Origin of the sequence: Pseudoalteromonas sp. KG3 (assembly GCF_030436385.1) — a bacterium.
In the GTDB taxonomy this organism is placed as follows: domain Bacteria; phylum Pseudomonadota; class Gammaproteobacteria; order Enterobacterales; family Alteromonadaceae; genus Pseudoalteromonas; species Pseudoalteromonas prydzensis.
The window spans coordinates 970,401-986,439 of sequence record NZ_CP098524.1; the positions used below are offsets into that span (position 1 = coordinate 970,401).

At 40.9% G+C, this 16,039-nt stretch carries 21 protein-coding genes; 9 read left to right on the plus strand and 12 right to left on the minus strand.

Going from position 1 to position 16,039, the window contains the following annotated elements:
* From NDQ71_RS22580 to NDQ71_RS22595, 4 genes are all read right to left on the minus strand, one after another.
* A complete protein-coding gene (locus NDQ71_RS22580) occupies nt 1–303 on the minus strand; it encodes a hypothetical protein (protein ID WP_301562790.1) in 303 nt (100 codons plus the stop codon).
* 235 nt (nt 304–538) lie between these two features.
* The gene (locus NDQ71_RS22585; RefSeq protein WP_301562791.1) at nt 539–799 is read right to left on the minus strand and encodes a hypothetical protein; all 261 of its coding nucleotides are present in this window, start codon (nt 797–799) and stop codon (nt 539–541) included.
* 238 nt (nt 800–1,037) lie between these two features.
* A complete protein-coding gene (locus tag NDQ71_RS22590; RefSeq protein ID WP_301562792.1) occupies nt 1,038–1,379 on the minus strand; it encodes a hypothetical protein in 342 nt (113 codons plus the stop codon).
* Between the two features lie 11 nt (nt 1,380–1,390).
* The gene (locus tag NDQ71_RS22595) at nt 1,391–2,398 is read right to left on the minus strand and encodes a hypothetical protein (RefSeq protein ID WP_301562793.1); all 1,008 of its coding nucleotides are present in this window, start codon (nt 2,396–2,398) and stop codon (nt 1,391–1,393) included.
* A 736-nt stretch (nt 2,399–3,134) separates the two neighbouring features.
* On the opposite strand from NDQ71_RS22595, the gene NDQ71_RS22600 reads away from it, so the two are divergent.
* Nucleotides 3,135–4,253, plus strand: a complete 1,119-nt coding sequence (locus tag NDQ71_RS22600; protein WP_301562794.1) for a Fic family protein — start codon at nt 3,135–3,137, stop codon at nt 4,251–4,253.
* A 572-nt stretch (nt 4,254–4,825) separates the two neighbouring features.
* Here the strand turns inward: NDQ71_RS22600 and NDQ71_RS22605 are convergent.
* Nucleotides 4,826–5,824 (minus strand): SEC-C domain-containing protein, encoded by a 999-nt coding sequence (locus NDQ71_RS22605; protein ID WP_301562795.1) that lies wholly within the window; start codon nt 5,822–5,824, stop codon nt 4,826–4,828.
* Between the two features lie 347 nt (nt 5,825–6,171).
* A complete protein-coding gene (locus NDQ71_RS22610) occupies nt 6,172–7,038 on the minus strand; it encodes a LysR family transcriptional regulator (RefSeq protein WP_192542615.1) in 867 nt (288 codons plus the stop codon).
* 81 nt (nt 7,039–7,119) lie between these two features.
* On the opposite strand from NDQ71_RS22610, the gene NDQ71_RS22615 reads away from it, so the two are divergent.
* The 3 genes from NDQ71_RS22615 (at nt 7,120) to NDQ71_RS22625 (ending at nt 9,182) form a co-directional block, all read left to right on the plus strand.
* The gene (locus tag NDQ71_RS22615; protein WP_192542616.1) at nt 7,120–7,341 is read left to right on the plus strand and encodes a DUF2798 domain-containing protein; all 222 of its coding nucleotides are present in this window, start codon (nt 7,120–7,122) and stop codon (nt 7,339–7,341) included.
* Nucleotides 7,338–7,622 (plus strand): putative quinol monooxygenase, encoded by a 285-nt coding sequence (locus NDQ71_RS22620; RefSeq protein ID WP_192542617.1) that lies wholly within the window; start codon nt 7,338–7,340, stop codon nt 7,620–7,622. Before NDQ71_RS22615 ends, NDQ71_RS22620 begins: the two co-directional genes overlap by 4 nt.
* A gap of 249 nt (nt 7,623–7,871) precedes the next feature.
* Complete coding sequence (locus NDQ71_RS22625) at nt 7,872–9,182, plus strand: BamA/TamA family outer membrane protein (protein ID WP_227008958.1); 1,311 nt, start codon at nt 7,872–7,874, stop codon at nt 9,180–9,182.
* A 17-nt stretch (nt 9,183–9,199) separates the two neighbouring features.
* Here the strand turns inward: NDQ71_RS22625 and NDQ71_RS22630 are convergent, their stop codons facing one another.
* From NDQ71_RS22630 to NDQ71_RS22640, 3 genes are all read right to left on the minus strand, one after another.
* The gene (locus NDQ71_RS22630; RefSeq protein WP_064664718.1) at nt 9,200–9,574 is read right to left on the minus strand and encodes a response regulator; all 375 of its coding nucleotides are present in this window, start codon (nt 9,572–9,574) and stop codon (nt 9,200–9,202) included.
* 66 nt (nt 9,575–9,640) lie between these two features.
* Entirely contained in the window at nt 9,641–10,177 is a 537-nt protein-coding gene (locus NDQ71_RS22635; RefSeq protein WP_192542618.1) for a hypothetical protein, read from the minus strand.
* Nucleotides 10,174–10,623, minus strand: a complete 450-nt coding sequence (locus NDQ71_RS22640) for a YaiI/YqxD family protein (protein WP_064664716.1) — start codon at nt 10,621–10,623, stop codon at nt 10,174–10,176. The genes NDQ71_RS22635 and NDQ71_RS22640 overlap by 4 nt, the downstream gene beginning before the upstream one ends.
* Nucleotides 10,624–10,746: 123 nt before the next feature.
* On the opposite strand from NDQ71_RS22640, the gene NDQ71_RS22645 reads away from it, so the two are divergent.
* Nucleotides 10,747–11,280, plus strand: coding sequence for a lipocalin family protein (locus NDQ71_RS22645; protein ID WP_064664715.1), 534 nt, complete (start codon nt 10,747–10,749; stop codon nt 11,278–11,280).
* 244 nt (nt 11,281–11,524) lie between these two features.
* Here the strand turns inward: NDQ71_RS22645 and NDQ71_RS22650 are convergent, their stop codons facing one another.
* From NDQ71_RS22650 to NDQ71_RS22660, 3 genes are read right to left on the minus strand one after another with little or no spacing between them, the layout of a single operon-like run.
* Entirely contained in the window at nt 11,525–11,860 is a 336-nt protein-coding gene (locus NDQ71_RS22650) for a DUF3325 domain-containing protein (protein ID WP_064664714.1), read from the minus strand.
* Nucleotides 11,860–13,467, minus strand: coding sequence for a PepSY domain-containing protein (locus NDQ71_RS22655; protein WP_301562796.1), 1,608 nt, complete (start codon nt 13,465–13,467; stop codon nt 11,860–11,862). Before NDQ71_RS22655 ends, NDQ71_RS22650 begins: the two co-directional genes overlap by 1 nt.
* Nucleotides 13,464–13,808 carry a hypothetical protein gene (locus tag NDQ71_RS22660; RefSeq protein ID WP_301562797.1) on the minus strand — a complete coding sequence of 115 codons (345 nt, stop codon included), beginning with the start codon at nt 13,806–13,808 and terminating at the stop codon, nt 13,464–13,466. Before NDQ71_RS22660 ends, NDQ71_RS22655 begins: the two co-directional genes overlap by 4 nt.
* 257 nt (nt 13,809–14,065) lie before the next feature.
* Here NDQ71_RS22660 and NDQ71_RS22665 point away from each other — a divergent pair, with 257 nt between their 5' ends.
* From NDQ71_RS22665 to NDQ71_RS22680, 4 genes are all read left to right on the plus strand, one after another.
* Entirely contained in the window at nt 14,066–14,428 is a 363-nt protein-coding gene (locus tag NDQ71_RS22665) for a VOC family protein (protein ID WP_192542620.1), read from the plus strand.
* Between the two features lie 83 nt (nt 14,429–14,511).
* Nucleotides 14,512–14,697 carry a VOC family protein gene (locus NDQ71_RS22670; RefSeq protein ID WP_301562798.1) on the plus strand — a complete coding sequence of 62 codons (186 nt, stop codon included), beginning with the start codon at nt 14,512–14,514 and terminating at the stop codon, nt 14,695–14,697.
* Complete coding sequence (locus tag NDQ71_RS22675; protein WP_301562799.1) at nt 14,684–15,274, plus strand: uracil-DNA glycosylase family protein; 591 nt, start codon at nt 14,684–14,686, stop codon at nt 15,272–15,274. Before NDQ71_RS22670 ends, NDQ71_RS22675 begins: the two co-directional genes overlap by 14 nt.
* A 4-nt stretch (nt 15,275–15,278) precedes the next feature.
* On the plus strand, nt 15,279–16,034 hold the full coding sequence (locus NDQ71_RS22680; protein ID WP_192542623.1) for a phytanoyl-CoA dioxygenase family protein: 756 nt from the start codon (nt 15,279–15,281) through the stop codon (nt 16,032–16,034).
* The last annotated feature ends 5 nt before the right edge of the window (nt 16,035–16,039 follow it).

The window sequence follows — 16,039 nt, forward strand, 5'->3', positions numbered from 1 at the left end:
TTAGAGGCGACAACTATCCTGACACAGGGGGAAAATCATCATAGAAAAAACACTCAACAAAAAGCCAGTGGTAGAAATAAGGTGTAAAAAAGCTAAAAACTTGTCTATTGGTCTTGCATACTTTGCAACATGACTTCCATCAAACAGTGGTGTTGGTTTTCGTGCTCTTTTACAAAAAATAGCCATAGCATAAAATGGCGCACTTGCACCTATACCTCTATCCCAGCTTGGGGAGCTAATTCCATCTTGTATCATTTTACTATCAATGTATTTAATTGAAATACGTGGAAATAAAACAGCCATTATCATTAGATAAAAAAAGAAAAAAATGGTGCTGTATAATAGTATTTCTAGTATGTGCATTAGAAAACAACAAAAGCTAAAAATAAACACTCTGATAAATGAGTCGAAGTCACCATAACGCTCCCTAAATTATAGTTTTACTTTATTTGATTAACCAACTGAAAAATAAGAAACAATACAAAGGCAAAGCATCATTCCTGTGACTGAAACCAAATGGGTTGCGCCTATTACTTTATCAACTGGGCCTTGCATACTTGGCTACAAAACGTCCATCAAACATTGGTGTTGGTATGCGGGAGCGTTCAAAAAACATCGCAAATATATAAAATGACACACTAGCATCGATACCTCTATCCCAACTAGGTGGGTCCACGCCATCTTTCTCCATATTTTTATTAATATACTTAATCGAAATTATTAAAAATAATATCGATGAAGCAAAAGAAATAACAAGAAAAATTAAAAGCGAATACCCTGCAAGCTCAGCTAAAGGCATCTAAGAGCCTCCTTTAAATAGAGGTTTTCGATCGTATATATCCTCAGTGGTTTTTTTAATAAAGTTGTTCATTTTTATGCTCGCTGTTAACCCTGCTATAAGACTTACTCCAATAACAACTGCCCAGCCATAAGGTGTTAAAATTAATATTGAGCTTAGCGCTGTTATTAAAGATGTACCCACAAATAATCCGAATACAGTAAAAGCCCCAAAACTAGTTAGTTCAGTTGATAAGCTCCTATGCCTCTAAATACATAGCAGTAAACGTACTTATGAGTAGTCCCATTGTCGTTATTAGATGAAAAAATGCTAAAAATCTATCAAGAGGTCTCGCGTATTTTGCTATATAACGTCCATCAAAAAGTGGTGTTGGGACGCGCGAGCGTTCAAAAAAAATTGCCATAGCATAAAAAGGAGCACTTGCTCCTATACCTTTATCCCAGTTGGGTGAGTATACGCCTTCTTTTTCCATATTTTTATTAATATGTTTTATTGATATTCGAGTAAATAAAACAGCAAATAAAAATGTCATTATCATAAAAAGGAACATAATGGATAGTGCAATTTTAAATGGTGGCATTAGTATCATGCTCAAAATATTGGTTTGCGATCATATATATTCTCTGTGATTTTTTTAGTATTATTATTAATGAAAAGTGAAGTTTCAAACCCTACATACAACCCTACAGCTATCGCAACAATCCATCCATAAGGAGTTAGCATAAGTATAGAGCTTAGTGCTGTGGTAGTGATAGAGCCTAAAAAAATACCAGATGCAGTAGAAGCCCCAAAACTAGCCAATTCAGTTGATAAACTTCTTTGCCAGTCGTCACCATTTCTATAATCGTTGTAAACCGAGTTAGCTCTAAAAGCACCATCGAGTAAGATCATACCATTACCAAGCCAACGCCCTGTGTTTTCAATGTATTTAATTTTTTTAAATTCTGCGGTGCTGCTTATATCTAGTTTAGTTGAGTGTCTGGCACTTTTTGCTATGTGAACACCACGATTAGGGTTAGACCAAATAGTGCCTCTTCGACTGGCACGGTTTGTATTCATAAAACGTTGTAATTCAGCTTGATATTTAACTTGCAGCTCTTTAAATATAGCAAGCGCTTTTTGCTCTAAAGCGACCATGTGGTATTTGGGTGTGCCTGACTTATGTGCAGCTCGTATGTCTTTTAAAGCTACTTCATATTTAGACGCTAAAGCGACAAACTTTGAGCTGCGGGCTTGAACTGATGTAGCACCAGAGCCGACAAGGCCATGTGTGTTGTTTGCTAAAAAGGGGATAACTTGGGCTTGAAAGTCTGAAATTGCCAGCAATGTTTCGCTGCCAAAATCACGCAGCATACCTGCTATATTTCGTCTGGATTGTGCTGGTAGAAGCGAAAATTGATTGACTATATTTTTTTGTTCAATTGAGGGGGCATTCAAGGAATTTGAGTATTCCTTTCGCCAAATATAAGGTGTTCCAGAAGTTATTACTTCATTCTTTATATGGCTATTGTCTTTTGAGAAAGTATCTTTTTCGTCAGTTTTGCATTGAACTGCTTTTTTTGTCACTGGATCAAAACAAATAACTATATCTATCGCCACGGTAATTCCTTTTACGTTGATGGGTACGCTGTGATAATAAAGCGCACAGTAATTTTAGTCAAATACATGAACTCATTAAAGTGATAGTTTAAGGTTGCTTTGTGATCTAGCTTTTTTTGCCATTTTGCCCGAAAAGACTCAATTGATGGGTAATCGATTGCATGGAAGCAATTAAAGCCGTGGGGTTCCAAGGGGCGGGCGGCGCTTTAATTTGCTAAAGAACGCTCCTTGGTTGCCGTCGCCAACGCGACATTTACACATAATTTGAAATTAAAACCAAGGTGTGAGGTAAACGCCGCCTACAATTTAAAAGCTGCGCTTTTCACGTCAGCAAGCTGCACGCCTACGGTGGGAATAGGTAAAAGGTTTTAGGTTAAAGGCGCTAGGCTGAATTCATAGCACGCCGCTCGCGACTCGTAGCCCGCTGCATTTTTGATCTTCTCATTTACTCTCATTATCTTCTCTTTGTGCAAATATGTTTTTAAGTGATTCATTCACAAAGAAGTTATGAGGCGCTGCGCTGAAGAGGAAAGACTAAACATAGATTTGAATACATTCACGGCTGAAGCCGTTTCCTACGGGGAAAGGGCCTAGGTTCTAGGGAAGTGACTAGGAGCTAGGGTTTGCGCAAGCTCGTTAACTCAAACAATGAGGCAATTAAGTTGGTTATTCGCCTCATTGTATGAGGCGAATAGTTGTCATATACTGGTCTTAATTAACCTTGAGGTGAATAATAATGTGGATATGGCAACAACAAAACTGGCCTGATTTTAGTTGGGATCAACAAGCATTGGCGTCGATTTTGCGTGAAGTCACGTATAACCAAGGGCTGTTAATGGGGCAAATGGGCTTGCAAAACGTTAAATTAAAGCAGCAAGCGCTTGATACCTTACTCGCTAATATTATTCATTCAAGTGCAATTGAGGGGGAGAAACTTAACGCATTTTCTGTACGCTCGTCACTTGCTAAAAAACTCCACATTGATGAGCAGCCTTATCCAACGACAGTGCAAAGTGATAACCTTGCTGAAATGATGTTAGATGCAATTAATAATACCCATACTCCACTTGATTTAGAGCGAGTACTTAATTGGCATCGTTTATTGTTTGCTGGTGAACAGAGTTTATTTACGCAAATAGAAGGTGGCCAATTACGTGGGAATGAGCCAATGCAAGTAGTGTCGGGACGCTTAGATAAACCGGTATTACATTTTACAGCGCCACCTAGAGAGCGGATTGAAAGTGAGCTATCGGGGTTTTTTAATTGGTTTAACAGCAGCCTTAATGACACAACGCTAGATCCTTTTATTCGCGCAGCTATTGCACATTTATGGTTTGTAACTTTACATCCACTTGAGGATGGTAATGGGCGTATTACGCGACTTATTACTGACTTAGCACTGGCGCAAGAGCATGCCGAGGCAATCCGGTTTTATGCGATGTCGGTGGCTATTTTAAAGGACAGAAAAAGCTATTACGAAGTACTTGAAGCGACCCAACGCGGCGATCTTTGCATTACGCAGTGGATCTGCTGGTTTTTGGGCACGCTTAATAAAGCAATACAGCATACGCTAAAAAATATTGAGCAAACAGTTTTTAAAAGTAACTATTGGCTTAGTAAAGACCAAACAAAGCTAAATGAACAACAAGTCAAAGTGCTTAATAAATTACTTGATGGTCAATTTGAACACGGTATAAGTGCTAGCCAATATCAAAAAGTGGCTAAGGTGAGCCGTGCTACCGCTACGCGCCATTTAGCTGATTTGCAGAGGTTGGGGTTTATTGCAAAAACTGCAGCTGGGGGGCGAAGTACACGTTATGCTGTAACGCAATCACACAGTGAGGCAATTAAGTGAGTTTATTGCCTCATTTAGTGAGGCGAATAATAATTATAAGTGCTGTGTTAAAAACGCAAATTGAAAAGTTTGCGCTAGTAATAGCTCTATGGCTGTGTTTATGGGATGCGTTTGCCATTAACCTTTTGTTTTGGGTCAACGGTTATAAACCCAAGCGCGTTGTGAGATGCACGTAGCCCGCTGCATTTTTGATCTTCTCATTTACTCTCATTGTCTTCTATTTGTGCAAATATGTTTTTAAGTGATTTATTCACAAAGAGGTTATGAGGCGCTGCGCTGAAGAGAAAGAATATAAAGACCGCGTCAGCAAGCTTAACGCCTACGGTAGTAAAAGGTGCTAGGCTTCAGGGAAGTGACTAGTGGCTAGGGTTAATTCGTAGCCTGTTACCCATAGCCCGCAGCATTTTATCTTCTCTGTGTAGCGCCGCGCCTCGGTGAGCTCGGTGGTAAAATTGGGTTTAAAACAATCACAGCTAAAGCTGGTTCCTACGATTTCAATTCGCAAAATACACAATGAGGCAATTAAGTTGGCTATTCGCCTCATTAGGTGAGGCGAATAAAATGTGCTCTTTTTATATATCAAACGCAAAGGTTTGCTTTAATAAAGGTTGTATATTTGCTTTTATTGCAATGGGTTTGCCATCTGCAAATCGTTTAGGATTAACCGTGATAAATCCCCAAAACTCTAAAAACCGCTCTATAAAACGGGATCTGATTAAAACACCTAACAAATCTTGGGGCTCTGTGTATTCGGTCGCCGGTGTTTCATTTAGTAGAGCAGGAAATGCGGTAATGACTTCTTCTATCAATTGCTCAACCGATCCGTGAGTTTGGATTCGCCACAGCATAAATACCCAAAAAGTGCGTAGATCGCTATCACTGACAAAGCTATCAAAATAGCCCCAATTATAGTGTGTGGTGGCGGCTTCAAGCATAGGTAAGAAAAAGGCTTTAATACCATGAGTTTGATACTGTTTTTGGGCAGTTTTTTTAACATGGAAGCGGCCGTTTTGAAGGTAAATAATACCTGCAATATCTGCCAAAATTCGGGTGTAATGTAAGGCGTTAATTTTGTCTTCGTTACTACCGGCAAACTCACTGATACTTACGGGCTTTTCATACTCAGATATGGCAAACTCAGGAAGTAATTCACTAGCTTGCTTGGCTATTTGAGCTGGTAAATTACCTTTGGCTGTTGCTTTAAATGAGCCACCTTGTTGCATCGCTTCATCTAGTATTATCGCTAAGTAGCGCATTACGGGGCTTGCTGTTAGCTCATTAGGTATACTTATTGTTACCCCTGCCAACTCATTAAATGGTGCTCTTAGCCAATTATCCATTTGATTAGCGGAAAGGCCGCAAAAATCATCTAATAAACTATTGTTGATCCCTGAAATTTTATGTTGAGCTATCAGATTCATTTCATCTAGGCTTAAGTCAGGGTTAGTAGCAATGGTTTGTGCTATTTCGTCATATACTTCGCAGTGCTGCTTTGATGCGCTATCCATACAGCAACGTTTATACTTTTTACCGCTATTGCACGGACATGGATCGTTTCGGCCTAACTTCATTTGAAATACCTCTGAGTTTTAAAACTTTACGTGAGAGTAATCAATTTACTGCCGTTAGGTCAAATGGCGCAAGAGTAGCAAAGGTTCTAGGTTTTGGGTTCTAGGGAAGTGACTAGGCGCTAGGCTTATTCTGCAGCCCGCTGCATTTTTGATCTTCTCATTTACTCTCATTATCTTCTCTTTGTGCAAATATGTTTTTAAGTGATTTATTCACAAAGAGGTTATGAGGCGCTGCGCTGAAGAGAAAAAATTAAAAACTAGGTTATAGGGAAGCAACTAGGAACTAGGATTAGCCCGTCGCTCGAAACCCGCCGCTCGTATCCCGAAGCCTCGTCTGCTCTTTGAACCTAGAACCTTCCTAACTCAACCGTTTTACCTTGCAAGCTGGGCGTTTGCGCAATTTTTGTTTGTACTAAACTAATTAATTGCTCTGCCGCATAGCTGGGCTTACGAGAATGTGGCCATAGAGCGTATATAGGCCTTGCTGGGAAGTTTTTTGGTAGTTCAACATAACTAAAGGCATGTTTTTCACAAATAGTGTCAATTTCACTCATCGGCAGTAGGCCTACGCCATACCCTGACTCGACCATATTTTTAGCAATGGTTATATCAAAACAAAAACTAATTTGCGGGTAGGTTTGTTTAAGCTGTTTTAAAAGCCCTGCAGGGAACTGCGATTCAGTATAGGGTAAAACCAGCCGAGTAGTGGGCGCATTATTTTTAACAATGAGTTTAATAGCAATTGAACCTAAGCGTTTTTGGTAATAGCTCGAATCTTGTTGTTCGCCAATGCGAATGGCTAAATCAAAACGCTTTTGGCTGAGCTGACTATTGGCATTGCTTGGGTAAATGTGCAGATTGAGCGCCGAATTAGTGGCTGCGAATTCGTTGATTGCCGGCATTAGTGGCCCTGCCATAATGTTTTGTGGGCACAGTAAGTAAAAATCACTCAGGCCATGCTCGCTGCTGTTTAGTTGATTGAGCTGATCATTGAGCGCCAGCACTTGCTCGGCAAGTTCGCTATAAAGCAGCTCGCCTTTTGTGGTAAGCACAATCCCTCTTGCTGTGCGTTGCAATAATGGCTCTGCGAGCTTGTCCTCTAACCCTTGAATACGCCTTGACAGGGTGGATAAATTTAGCCCTAGATCCTTCGCTGCTTGGCTCATGCTATTACGCCGCGCTATTTCAATAAATAAATGAAGATCATCAAGCATATCAATTTCTCAATCTTAGTTTGCGTTTTCGTGACTGTTTGCCTGTCTCGGCTTTGAATATAGTAACGCTAAGGAGGAGATATGAAAATTCATTTAACATTTACCGCGGCATTCTCATTTTTGATGTCGTTTTTATTATCGGCTTGGGTGACTTACGTAAACTTAGGCTTAACTGAAACATTTATGCAAAGTTGGATGACAGCTTTTGCTAATGCGTGGCCTGCGGCGTTTGTGGTGGCCTTTAGTGCGGCACCCCCGATCCGTTTAATGGTTATGCGTTTGTTTAGTAAGGAGCAAAAATGATTAATATTGTGGCAAAAATAACCCCAAAACCTGAGCAGTTTGATGATTGTAAAGGGCGTTTACAGGGGATCTTAGCAGCAACTTTGGCAGAAGCTGGTTGCATGCGCTTCGAGCTTTATGTCAATGCTGAGCAAAGCTGTTTGTTTTTAGTTGAGCAATTTGCATCGCAAGAGGCACTTGATACGCATTACCAACAACCTTATGTTACAGCGGTGTTTACATTTTATGAGTCAGCACTTGCTTTACCCGTTGAGGTGAATTACCTGCAAGCAGTAAACTAAGCTACGCAGCGGTAGTCGATATTTGGCTGAAACTGCAATTACAACAGTAATAAAACTGGGCTACTGGGGAAAGTACTGGTTTTTCGTAGCCCAGTTTGTTTAGGTTGAAACTATAATTAGTAAAGTGACTACAACATATTTAAAGTAATTCAATAAGTCGCAGCTTTGCAGTTTAATAACTAACTGGTATCTTTAATTGGATGAGTAAAAATCAACCTAAAGTGTTGAGCTGGGATAGGGAAAATAACAGTGGCAAAAAACCTAAAAGTAGCGGCTTTAATCTTGCTTAGTGGTTGTATGGGGCTTGCTCATGCTGACGTAACGCAGATGAAGTCGAGTGTTAACCGCGAAGAAACTCCGAATAAAATCCAAGAAAACCTCATTTTGCCGTACTTTTTTAGCACCGAGACCATGGGGTTTAACTTAGGCGTAGGCGGTATGCTTAAAGGTTGGCATCAAGATCAAATGACAATTGGTGCTACCGCATTTAAAGGTGATGTGAGTCATGGCTTTTGGGCTGGGGTATTTAATTATCGTATCAACGATAGTGAACGTTGGTATTTAAGTGCCAATGGTTTATTGGCTTATTTTCCTGATCAACGGGCTTATACCGGTGCTCGCCAACCCGTTGCTCCTGGTGACGTCACTCCAGGCAGTAATGAATCAAACAATGAGCAGTATTTAGAAGCTGATGGCGATTCTAATTGGGTTGATATGAAGCTTGAATATGCTCTGCCGTTTGGCGCGACCAAAGATAGCGGCATAGTTGATTACCAATTAAAAAATGGCATGTTAGTGTCTGCTCCATCAGGTGGTAAAGAGTGGAACCCACTGACATCGGGGGCGATGGTTGCCACCATGCGTTATTTTAGCCGCTTCCAAAGTTTTGAATTTGAGTCACAACAGCTCAGTGGTGATATGTCAGCGGTTGAATTTGGCTTGTTATATGACAATACGGATTTTGGCACTAACCCGAGCTTTGGTAGCCGTCAGTATGTCTCTTACACAACATCATCGCCATGGGGGGATAAAGAGTATGATTGGGACTTATGGCAATTTAGTGCCAGTAAGTTTTTTTCCTTTGGTGAGTCTGAATATGCTCATCAGCGGGTGTTAGCGCTTAACTTGTGGACCGCCTATTCACCGAGTTGGGATCTACTTAAAACCCCTAATGGCTCAACGGTAATAACTGATGCCGCCCCATATAATGAGGGGGCAACCTTAGGTGGTTTTAAAAGAATGAAAGGTTACGATTTTTATCGTTTTCATGATAAAGCGGCTATTTATGCCACGGCAGAGTACCGTCATACCCTTAAATATAATCCAATTGAAGATGTGCAATGGCTGAAATTTTTAAAGCTCGATTGGTTTCAATTAGTGGCATTTGCTGAAGCTGGGCGAGTCGCACCTGAGTACGATTTTGGCACGCTTACCGACGATATTAAATTTGACTACGGGGTTGGTTTGCGCGCTATGTTGGCAGGTTTAGTCGTACGCACTGATTTAGCTATTTCCAACGAAGGCACAAATATGTGGGTGATGGTTGATCATCCTTTTTAAGCTCAAAGCTAGGTTGCTTAAGCACTGCTTAGTGACACGATTTTCTTTAATTGTTTATCGAGAGTGTTTAAGCAAAACGGCTTGATAATAAAGCCGCTAACTTTTGCGGCAATAATCTCTTTGATTGCGGCAGAGTTATCTTCGCAGGTAACCATAAGCACGGGGATGGCTTTTAACGCTTGATCGTCACGAATGCTGTTTAGTAAGGTTTTACCATCCATTTTTGGCATGTGTAAATCGGTGATCACTAGATCAAAGTCTTGGTTTTTTAAAAATGAGAGGGCCTGCACGCCGTCAGTAGCCTCGACTAGATCTGGAAAGTTAAGTGCTCTGAGCATGTTAATCAATACATGGCGCATTAACGGCATATCGTCAACGACGAGTATTTTCATGAAGTTTAATAATCCGTAGTTTGTTAACTTATTTAAGATTAGCTAACAAAATGATACTGCGCCATATTATTCAAAACACTCGGCAACTAATTGGCTGAGTCGGGCTATTTTAATATTGCTCAATTGGCGATAGTCAAAATATGGGCAAACAATGAGTTTGTTGGCTTTATCTATTGCAAACTCATCATCTAGCCAGTCTAATTCTGCCGTTAGCAGCCCTTGGTTTATGAGCGCTTTGGCATAGGTTCGTCCTGTAATAATATGCAAAGTGTTACGGCAATTAAATTGGGGCGGACTGAATAATAAGGCGGTGTGACTATTGCTTTGCAATAATTGGCTATCGCGATATTGCTGCCAAGTTGGGGCGAGTTTAGCAAATTGATAATGCTCACTTGGCAGTGCAAACAGTACCTTAGCATACACGTTAAACACTTTACGCCAGCCATTACCACATGCTTGATTAATGGTGTTTATTTGCCCGTTATGCAGTGGTGTAACCGCGCTTAAATGGCTATATTCAGGCATTGGTGGCAGATTTGCGATGTAGACCGCAACAGTAAAGCTGGTATCACCAAAGCCGATATTAGTTACGCTGTTACTCATGTGTTTTTAGCTAAAATGCGGTCAAGATTATTGGCGAAGTTTTGCCGATCACTTTGACTCAGTGGTGGTGGCCCACCATTCATTTCTACGCCACTTGAACGCATAGTGTCCATAAAATCACGTACATTAAGTAATGAGCGAATATTTTCGCTGGTATAGAGTTCACCACGCGGATTAAGTGCTTGGCCGCCGTTATCAATCACTTCAGAGGCCAGTGGAATATCACCGGTGATCACTAAATCATTGGCGGCTATGCGTTTCACGATTTCGTCATCGGCGACATCAAATCCTGATGATACTTGCAAACGGCTAATATATTTAGAGGGCGGAATACGCATGGCATGGTTAGCGACTAAAATGGTCTCAGTTTTGGTGCGCTCTGCTGCGCGAAATAAAATTTCTTTGATCACCACCGGACAGGCATCGGCATCAACCCATATCTTCATTATTAGCTCATTTAGTTAGTAAAAGAGTGATCCTAACCTAAGCTTTTTCTAACCACTAGTATTAAGTGAACTTTTTTGTAGGTTATTACGTAAATTCAATCATGAACTATTAAGGACTCGACGATGAAAAATCATTATTTTATTAGCTTTACTTTATTTGTTGGCAGTTTGCTTAGCGGGTGTACAGGTTTACCTGAGCAAGTCACCGCTGTGAGCCCTTTTTCGCTTGAGCAATATCAAGGTAAGTGGTACGAAATTGCCCGTTTGGACCATTCTTTTGAGCGTGGTTTAGAAAACGTCACTGCGGATTATGCTATTAATGATGACGGCAGTGTCACTGTGCTAAACCGTGGTTTTAATGCTCAAGATAAGCAATGGAGCGAGGCGCAAGGTAAGGCGAAATTTGTTGATGGTGATAATGTAGGACATCTAAAAGTGTCGTTTTTTGGGCCGTTTTATAGCTCTTATGTGGTGTTTGGTTTAGATCAACAAGATTATCAGTATGCTTATGTGTCTGGTTACAACAAAGATTATTTATGGTTATTAGCGCGTACTCCAGAAGTGAGTGAGCAGCGCTTGGCTGACTTTAAAGCCAGCGCAAAACAACGCGGATTTGATATTGAACAGCTAATTATGGTGAAGCAAGACCCTAAGTGACTGTAAATCCCCTTTACAGCCACTGTAGTCGCTAATAAATGCTTAGTGCAGAAAAAGTTAGCACAGTAATAAATATGACACATGAAGTGAGTATTATACCTTCATAGCTTAAGTAGCAATTGCCCTAAGCTATTTGTAGACATGTGTATCCCCCTACTTTTTATAACCAAATTATTTGGCTATATAGGCAAACTAACTTAGTTTGCCTTTTTTTATGTTCAGATCATAATTTTACTAACTAAGCTTAAAAAACACTTAAAAACAGCCCACTCAGCATTATTACCGTGATATTTAGTACACTCATGATTTTTACCCATGATGCTTTAAAACTATAAAAAATCATTAAAACTAAAAGACTTACAGCAATATAGCCACAAAAAAGCAAGGCGCCATAGCCGTTATGTTGTACAACACTCAGCACTAAACTTAGTAAAATACTGATCCAAGCCGCCAATAAAAATTGTTTACTCTGTTTTTCATTTGGGCGCGTTTTAAATACCTCTCGATAATGATTGAATTTTGCTAAAGCAAAACAATTAAAGGCCAATAAACACAGGCTAAACTGCAATAACTCATGCATTATTGTTGCTCCTGTAAGTTAGTTTTAGCAGCACGTCGTGAGCTTTGTCGCTGTGCTTTAGGTTGTGCTCGAGTTGGTATTTTTTTGGCTTGGATCACAAATAGCCCAGCAAAAATGATACATAAAAAGTCAACACTAAACAGCGCCCATTGGCCATTCAGTAAGTAGCTGATGATATTGCCATCGGTTGTGAGTGCATTGATAAGTACCACTGCAATGCACGCTACAGCATTGAGCCATGCAAGTTGTATCCATTGCGCTGTAGCGCGTTTAAATAAGGCAAATAACGCAACTGCAAGCCAAGTTAAAAAGAACGCTAAAATCTCTTTGTCAGCTCTCTCTGCAACATTAATAGGTAGCAGCCGATTAGCAATAAAGAATGCACAAGTAGCCAGTGGCAGGCCCATTAGTGTGGCCAAATTTAAGCCTTCTACCAGTTTTAAACCAAACGAGGCGGTTTGTTGTTTTTTCATCCGCTCACGAATACGTTTAGCCCACATTATACAGCCGCTAGCGATCATCACACAGCCGGCAATGCCGCATAAAAAATATAACCAACGTAGTAGTGGGTTGGCTAAGCGACCGGTATGCAGTGCCGTCATTGAATCGTAAAACACTTCTGTGTTGCTCAGCTCAGTGGCACTTTTAGCTATTAAGCTACCATCAACGCCATTGAATAATAAGGTGGGCGTTTGATCTCTAAGCATGGTGCCTGTAGAGGCGCGAACCGTGATAGTGGCCGAGGCTTTGTTTGGATCGCGGATTGATATTTGCGTTAAATCAGCATTAGGCCAGTTAGTATAAACTTGATCTAAAATGCCTTCGATACCAGCAAGTGGGGCACTTTCAGGGCTGCTTTTGCTACGCACATTGGTTGGCAGTACATCATTAAATAAGCCGCGTACACCGTCTTCATAGGCGGTCATTGCAGGGTAAGGAAATAACATAAAAATTAGTGTTATTAAGCCGGTGTAGGTGATCATCAGATGAAAAGGCAGGGCTAAAACCGACGATACATTATGGCCATCTAACCAACTGCGGCTGCCTTTATTAGCGCGAAAACTAAACATATCTTTAAATATACGTTTGTGGATCACAACCCCAGATATAAGCGCTACCAACATAAATAAGCTCGCAAAGCAGACTATCCAGCGCGCGGTGAGTACATCGATATAATGTAAGTCAAAATGAAGTCGGTAAAAGAAGTTTCCGCCTTTTGTTTCACGTGTTTGTGCGATGGTTTGGCCTGTGCTTGGGTCGATATTATGTTCTTGCCAGCCGCCAAATCGCTTGCCTTCAGGGCGAGGCTTTTCATAGGCGTAATTAAGCTGCGGTTCGCGCTGTGTGGGTAGGTAAATTCCCCAGCGCTGAGAATCAGCCGCGACATTTTGCAGGTATTTAACACCTGCGATGATCTGCGATTTTTGCTGCGTAATACGGGTATCCGTTGTTTGCACATTATGTAAAGCGGGTTGATTCCACAGAGTTATTTCGTCACGGAAAAAACTTAATGTACCGGCATAAAAAATTAAATACAGTAACCAGCATACCAGTAAGCCAACCCAGGTATGCATCCAGGTCATAGAGCGAAAAAAATTCTCTTTCATAACCAGCCCTTTAGTAACGATAAGATCAATGCAAGTGCCGTTGTCGTTAGTAAAATAGTGATCCAAATCTTAGTGAGAGACTTAACGGCAAACACCCAAATAAACACGCAGCTATAAATAAAAATAGTCAGGCTGATACTAAGTAACACGGCGTCTGATTTTTTCAGCGGTAAGATAATACTCAGTAATGAGCTAAATACAGCAGTAAAGACGTAGCCACCAACGATGGCAGCTAAAAATCGTGAGACTACCGCAATACGATAGCTATAAGCTTGATAAGCATGACTTAATTTAGAAGCTATCGAGAATGTTTGACCGTTTTTGACCGATTGAGCGTGCATAATGATCCCTCAAAGCCCCAAAGTTGGGAGCGAATAAAGAGGGTATTATATATTCTCGATACAGAAAAGATAGTGATTCGTATTACCTTTTCTTTTATTATCTAATTAAAGCCGCAATAGTCATTACTTTTTACTTAGTAAAATCGTGATCTCTAGCGGATTCTCAATTGTTTTAATTGAAAAGTTCGCAAATTTTTCAACTGCTTGTATGCTTAGTGGTTGGTTGCATTATGATTGTTATTTTTTCAGGATTTATTATGAGTGCACATGAAAAGTTAAATTATGTTGAATTTGCGGCAGCCGACTTAACGGCAACGAAGGCGTTTTTTACTGCGGTATTTGACTGGCAGTTTATTGATTATGGCCCAGAATATACTGCGTTCAATAGTGACTGTGCAGGGCTTGATGGTGGATTCTATCAAGCAAATGCCAGCTCATTAACGCAGCATGGCGGCGCATTACTGGTGTTTTATAGTGAAAATATTAGCCAAACGCTCAGTAAAGTTGAGCAACATGGAGGACAAGTTATAAAGCCTATATTTGAATTCCCTGGGGGATGTCGTTTTCATTTTACAGAGCCAAGCGGTAATGAATTTGCAGTGTGGTCAGAGCAGGTATAGTTCAAGTATGACAGATCATATTTTTACTAACTCAGGGAAGGAAATTACATGGCAAATATAACCCAGATCATGCTAATAACTTTATGATGCACCTTTTAGTTGCAGATGTGAACGCATGGTATGCGCAGTTACAAAGTGCAGGATTAGCGCAAAAGTATGCGGTAACAATAACAGAGCCTACTTTACAGCCGTGGCATATGATTGATTTTGTAGTTTATGATCCAAGCGGTGTGTTGTGGCGGATAGGGCAAAACAGTGAGCCAATGTAACCTGCTAGCTCAAGTTAGTAATTGCGTGATTTGTGAAGCTGATTTGCCGTTAGGGGCGCGTCCGGTGATCCAGTTTAACCCTAGCGCACGAATTTTAATTGCTGGGCAAGCACCTGGGCTTAAAGTGCATCAAACCGGAATACCTTTTAATGATGCCAGTGGTCAGCGGCTACGCCAGTGGTTAGGGCTCAGTAAAGACGATTTTTATGATGCGACTAAAATTGCTATTTTACCGATGGGGTTTTGTTATCCCGGTAAAGGTAAGTCGGGCGATTTACCGCCACGTAAAGAGTGCGCGCCTGCTTGGCGAGCGCAGTTGTTAGCTGCGCTGCCTAATATTAAGTTGACTATAGTGCTGGGTAAATACGCGCAAGCGTATCATCTGCCACACACTAAGCATTTAGCGCTTACTGAGTTAGTAAAATCGTGGCGTGAGTACTGGCCGACAACTTTGCCGCTACCCCATCCCAGTCCGCGTAATAATATTTGGCTCGCTAACAATCCTTGGTTTGAGCGTGATGTAGTGCCACAATTAGCGCAAGCAGTGCAATCAATTTTAAAATCTCAGGGTGATTAGCCAGATGATCAATACGCAATTTGAGCAACACGGCTTTTTCCATGTTAAAGGTTTTTACACTGAGCGTGAGCTTGTGCAGCTGCGCGAAGTGATCAAATGCTTTCATCATCAATGGATTGCTGATAATAAAACGTTTTATCAAACCAAGGCGGTTAATAGTGCTTACTTAACTGCAAACACCTATTTAGACGAAGCGCAACGATTAGTATTGTTTAAGTTTATTGCCAGCCATAAGTTAATGGCGCAAGTAGACTCAATTTTAGACTCAGCGGCATTTATCAATACGCAGCTATTTTTTAATCCAGTCAATCCTGAGCAAGAAAATTATTGGCACCGTGATATGCAGTACCATTTGAGTTTGCTTGAGCAACAAGCTGCGTTATCAGGCCCTGAAGTTATTCATTGCCGGGTGGCACTTGAGGACGAACCAGGTATTGAGCTGGTGCCGGGTTCCCATCGTCGTTGGGATACAAAAGCTGAATTAGCGACCCGATTATCAGAGCAAGGCTATAGTTCTAGTGATGATTTAGCCACCGGCCAGGTGATTGAAATGCAAGCGGGCGACTTACTGATTTTTTCTGCGAATATGATCCACCGTGGTTTATATGGTAAAGATCGTTTAGCGCTGGATATTTTGTTTTGTGAGCCACAGCCGCATGTGTTGCATTTTGTGCAAGATATTTGCCTGCCTAGTGCCAAAATGCTGAGCAGGCTTGAAGATGACAGTGCGTTTGCGGTTACGCTCGCGCACCAAGAGTAACCTTA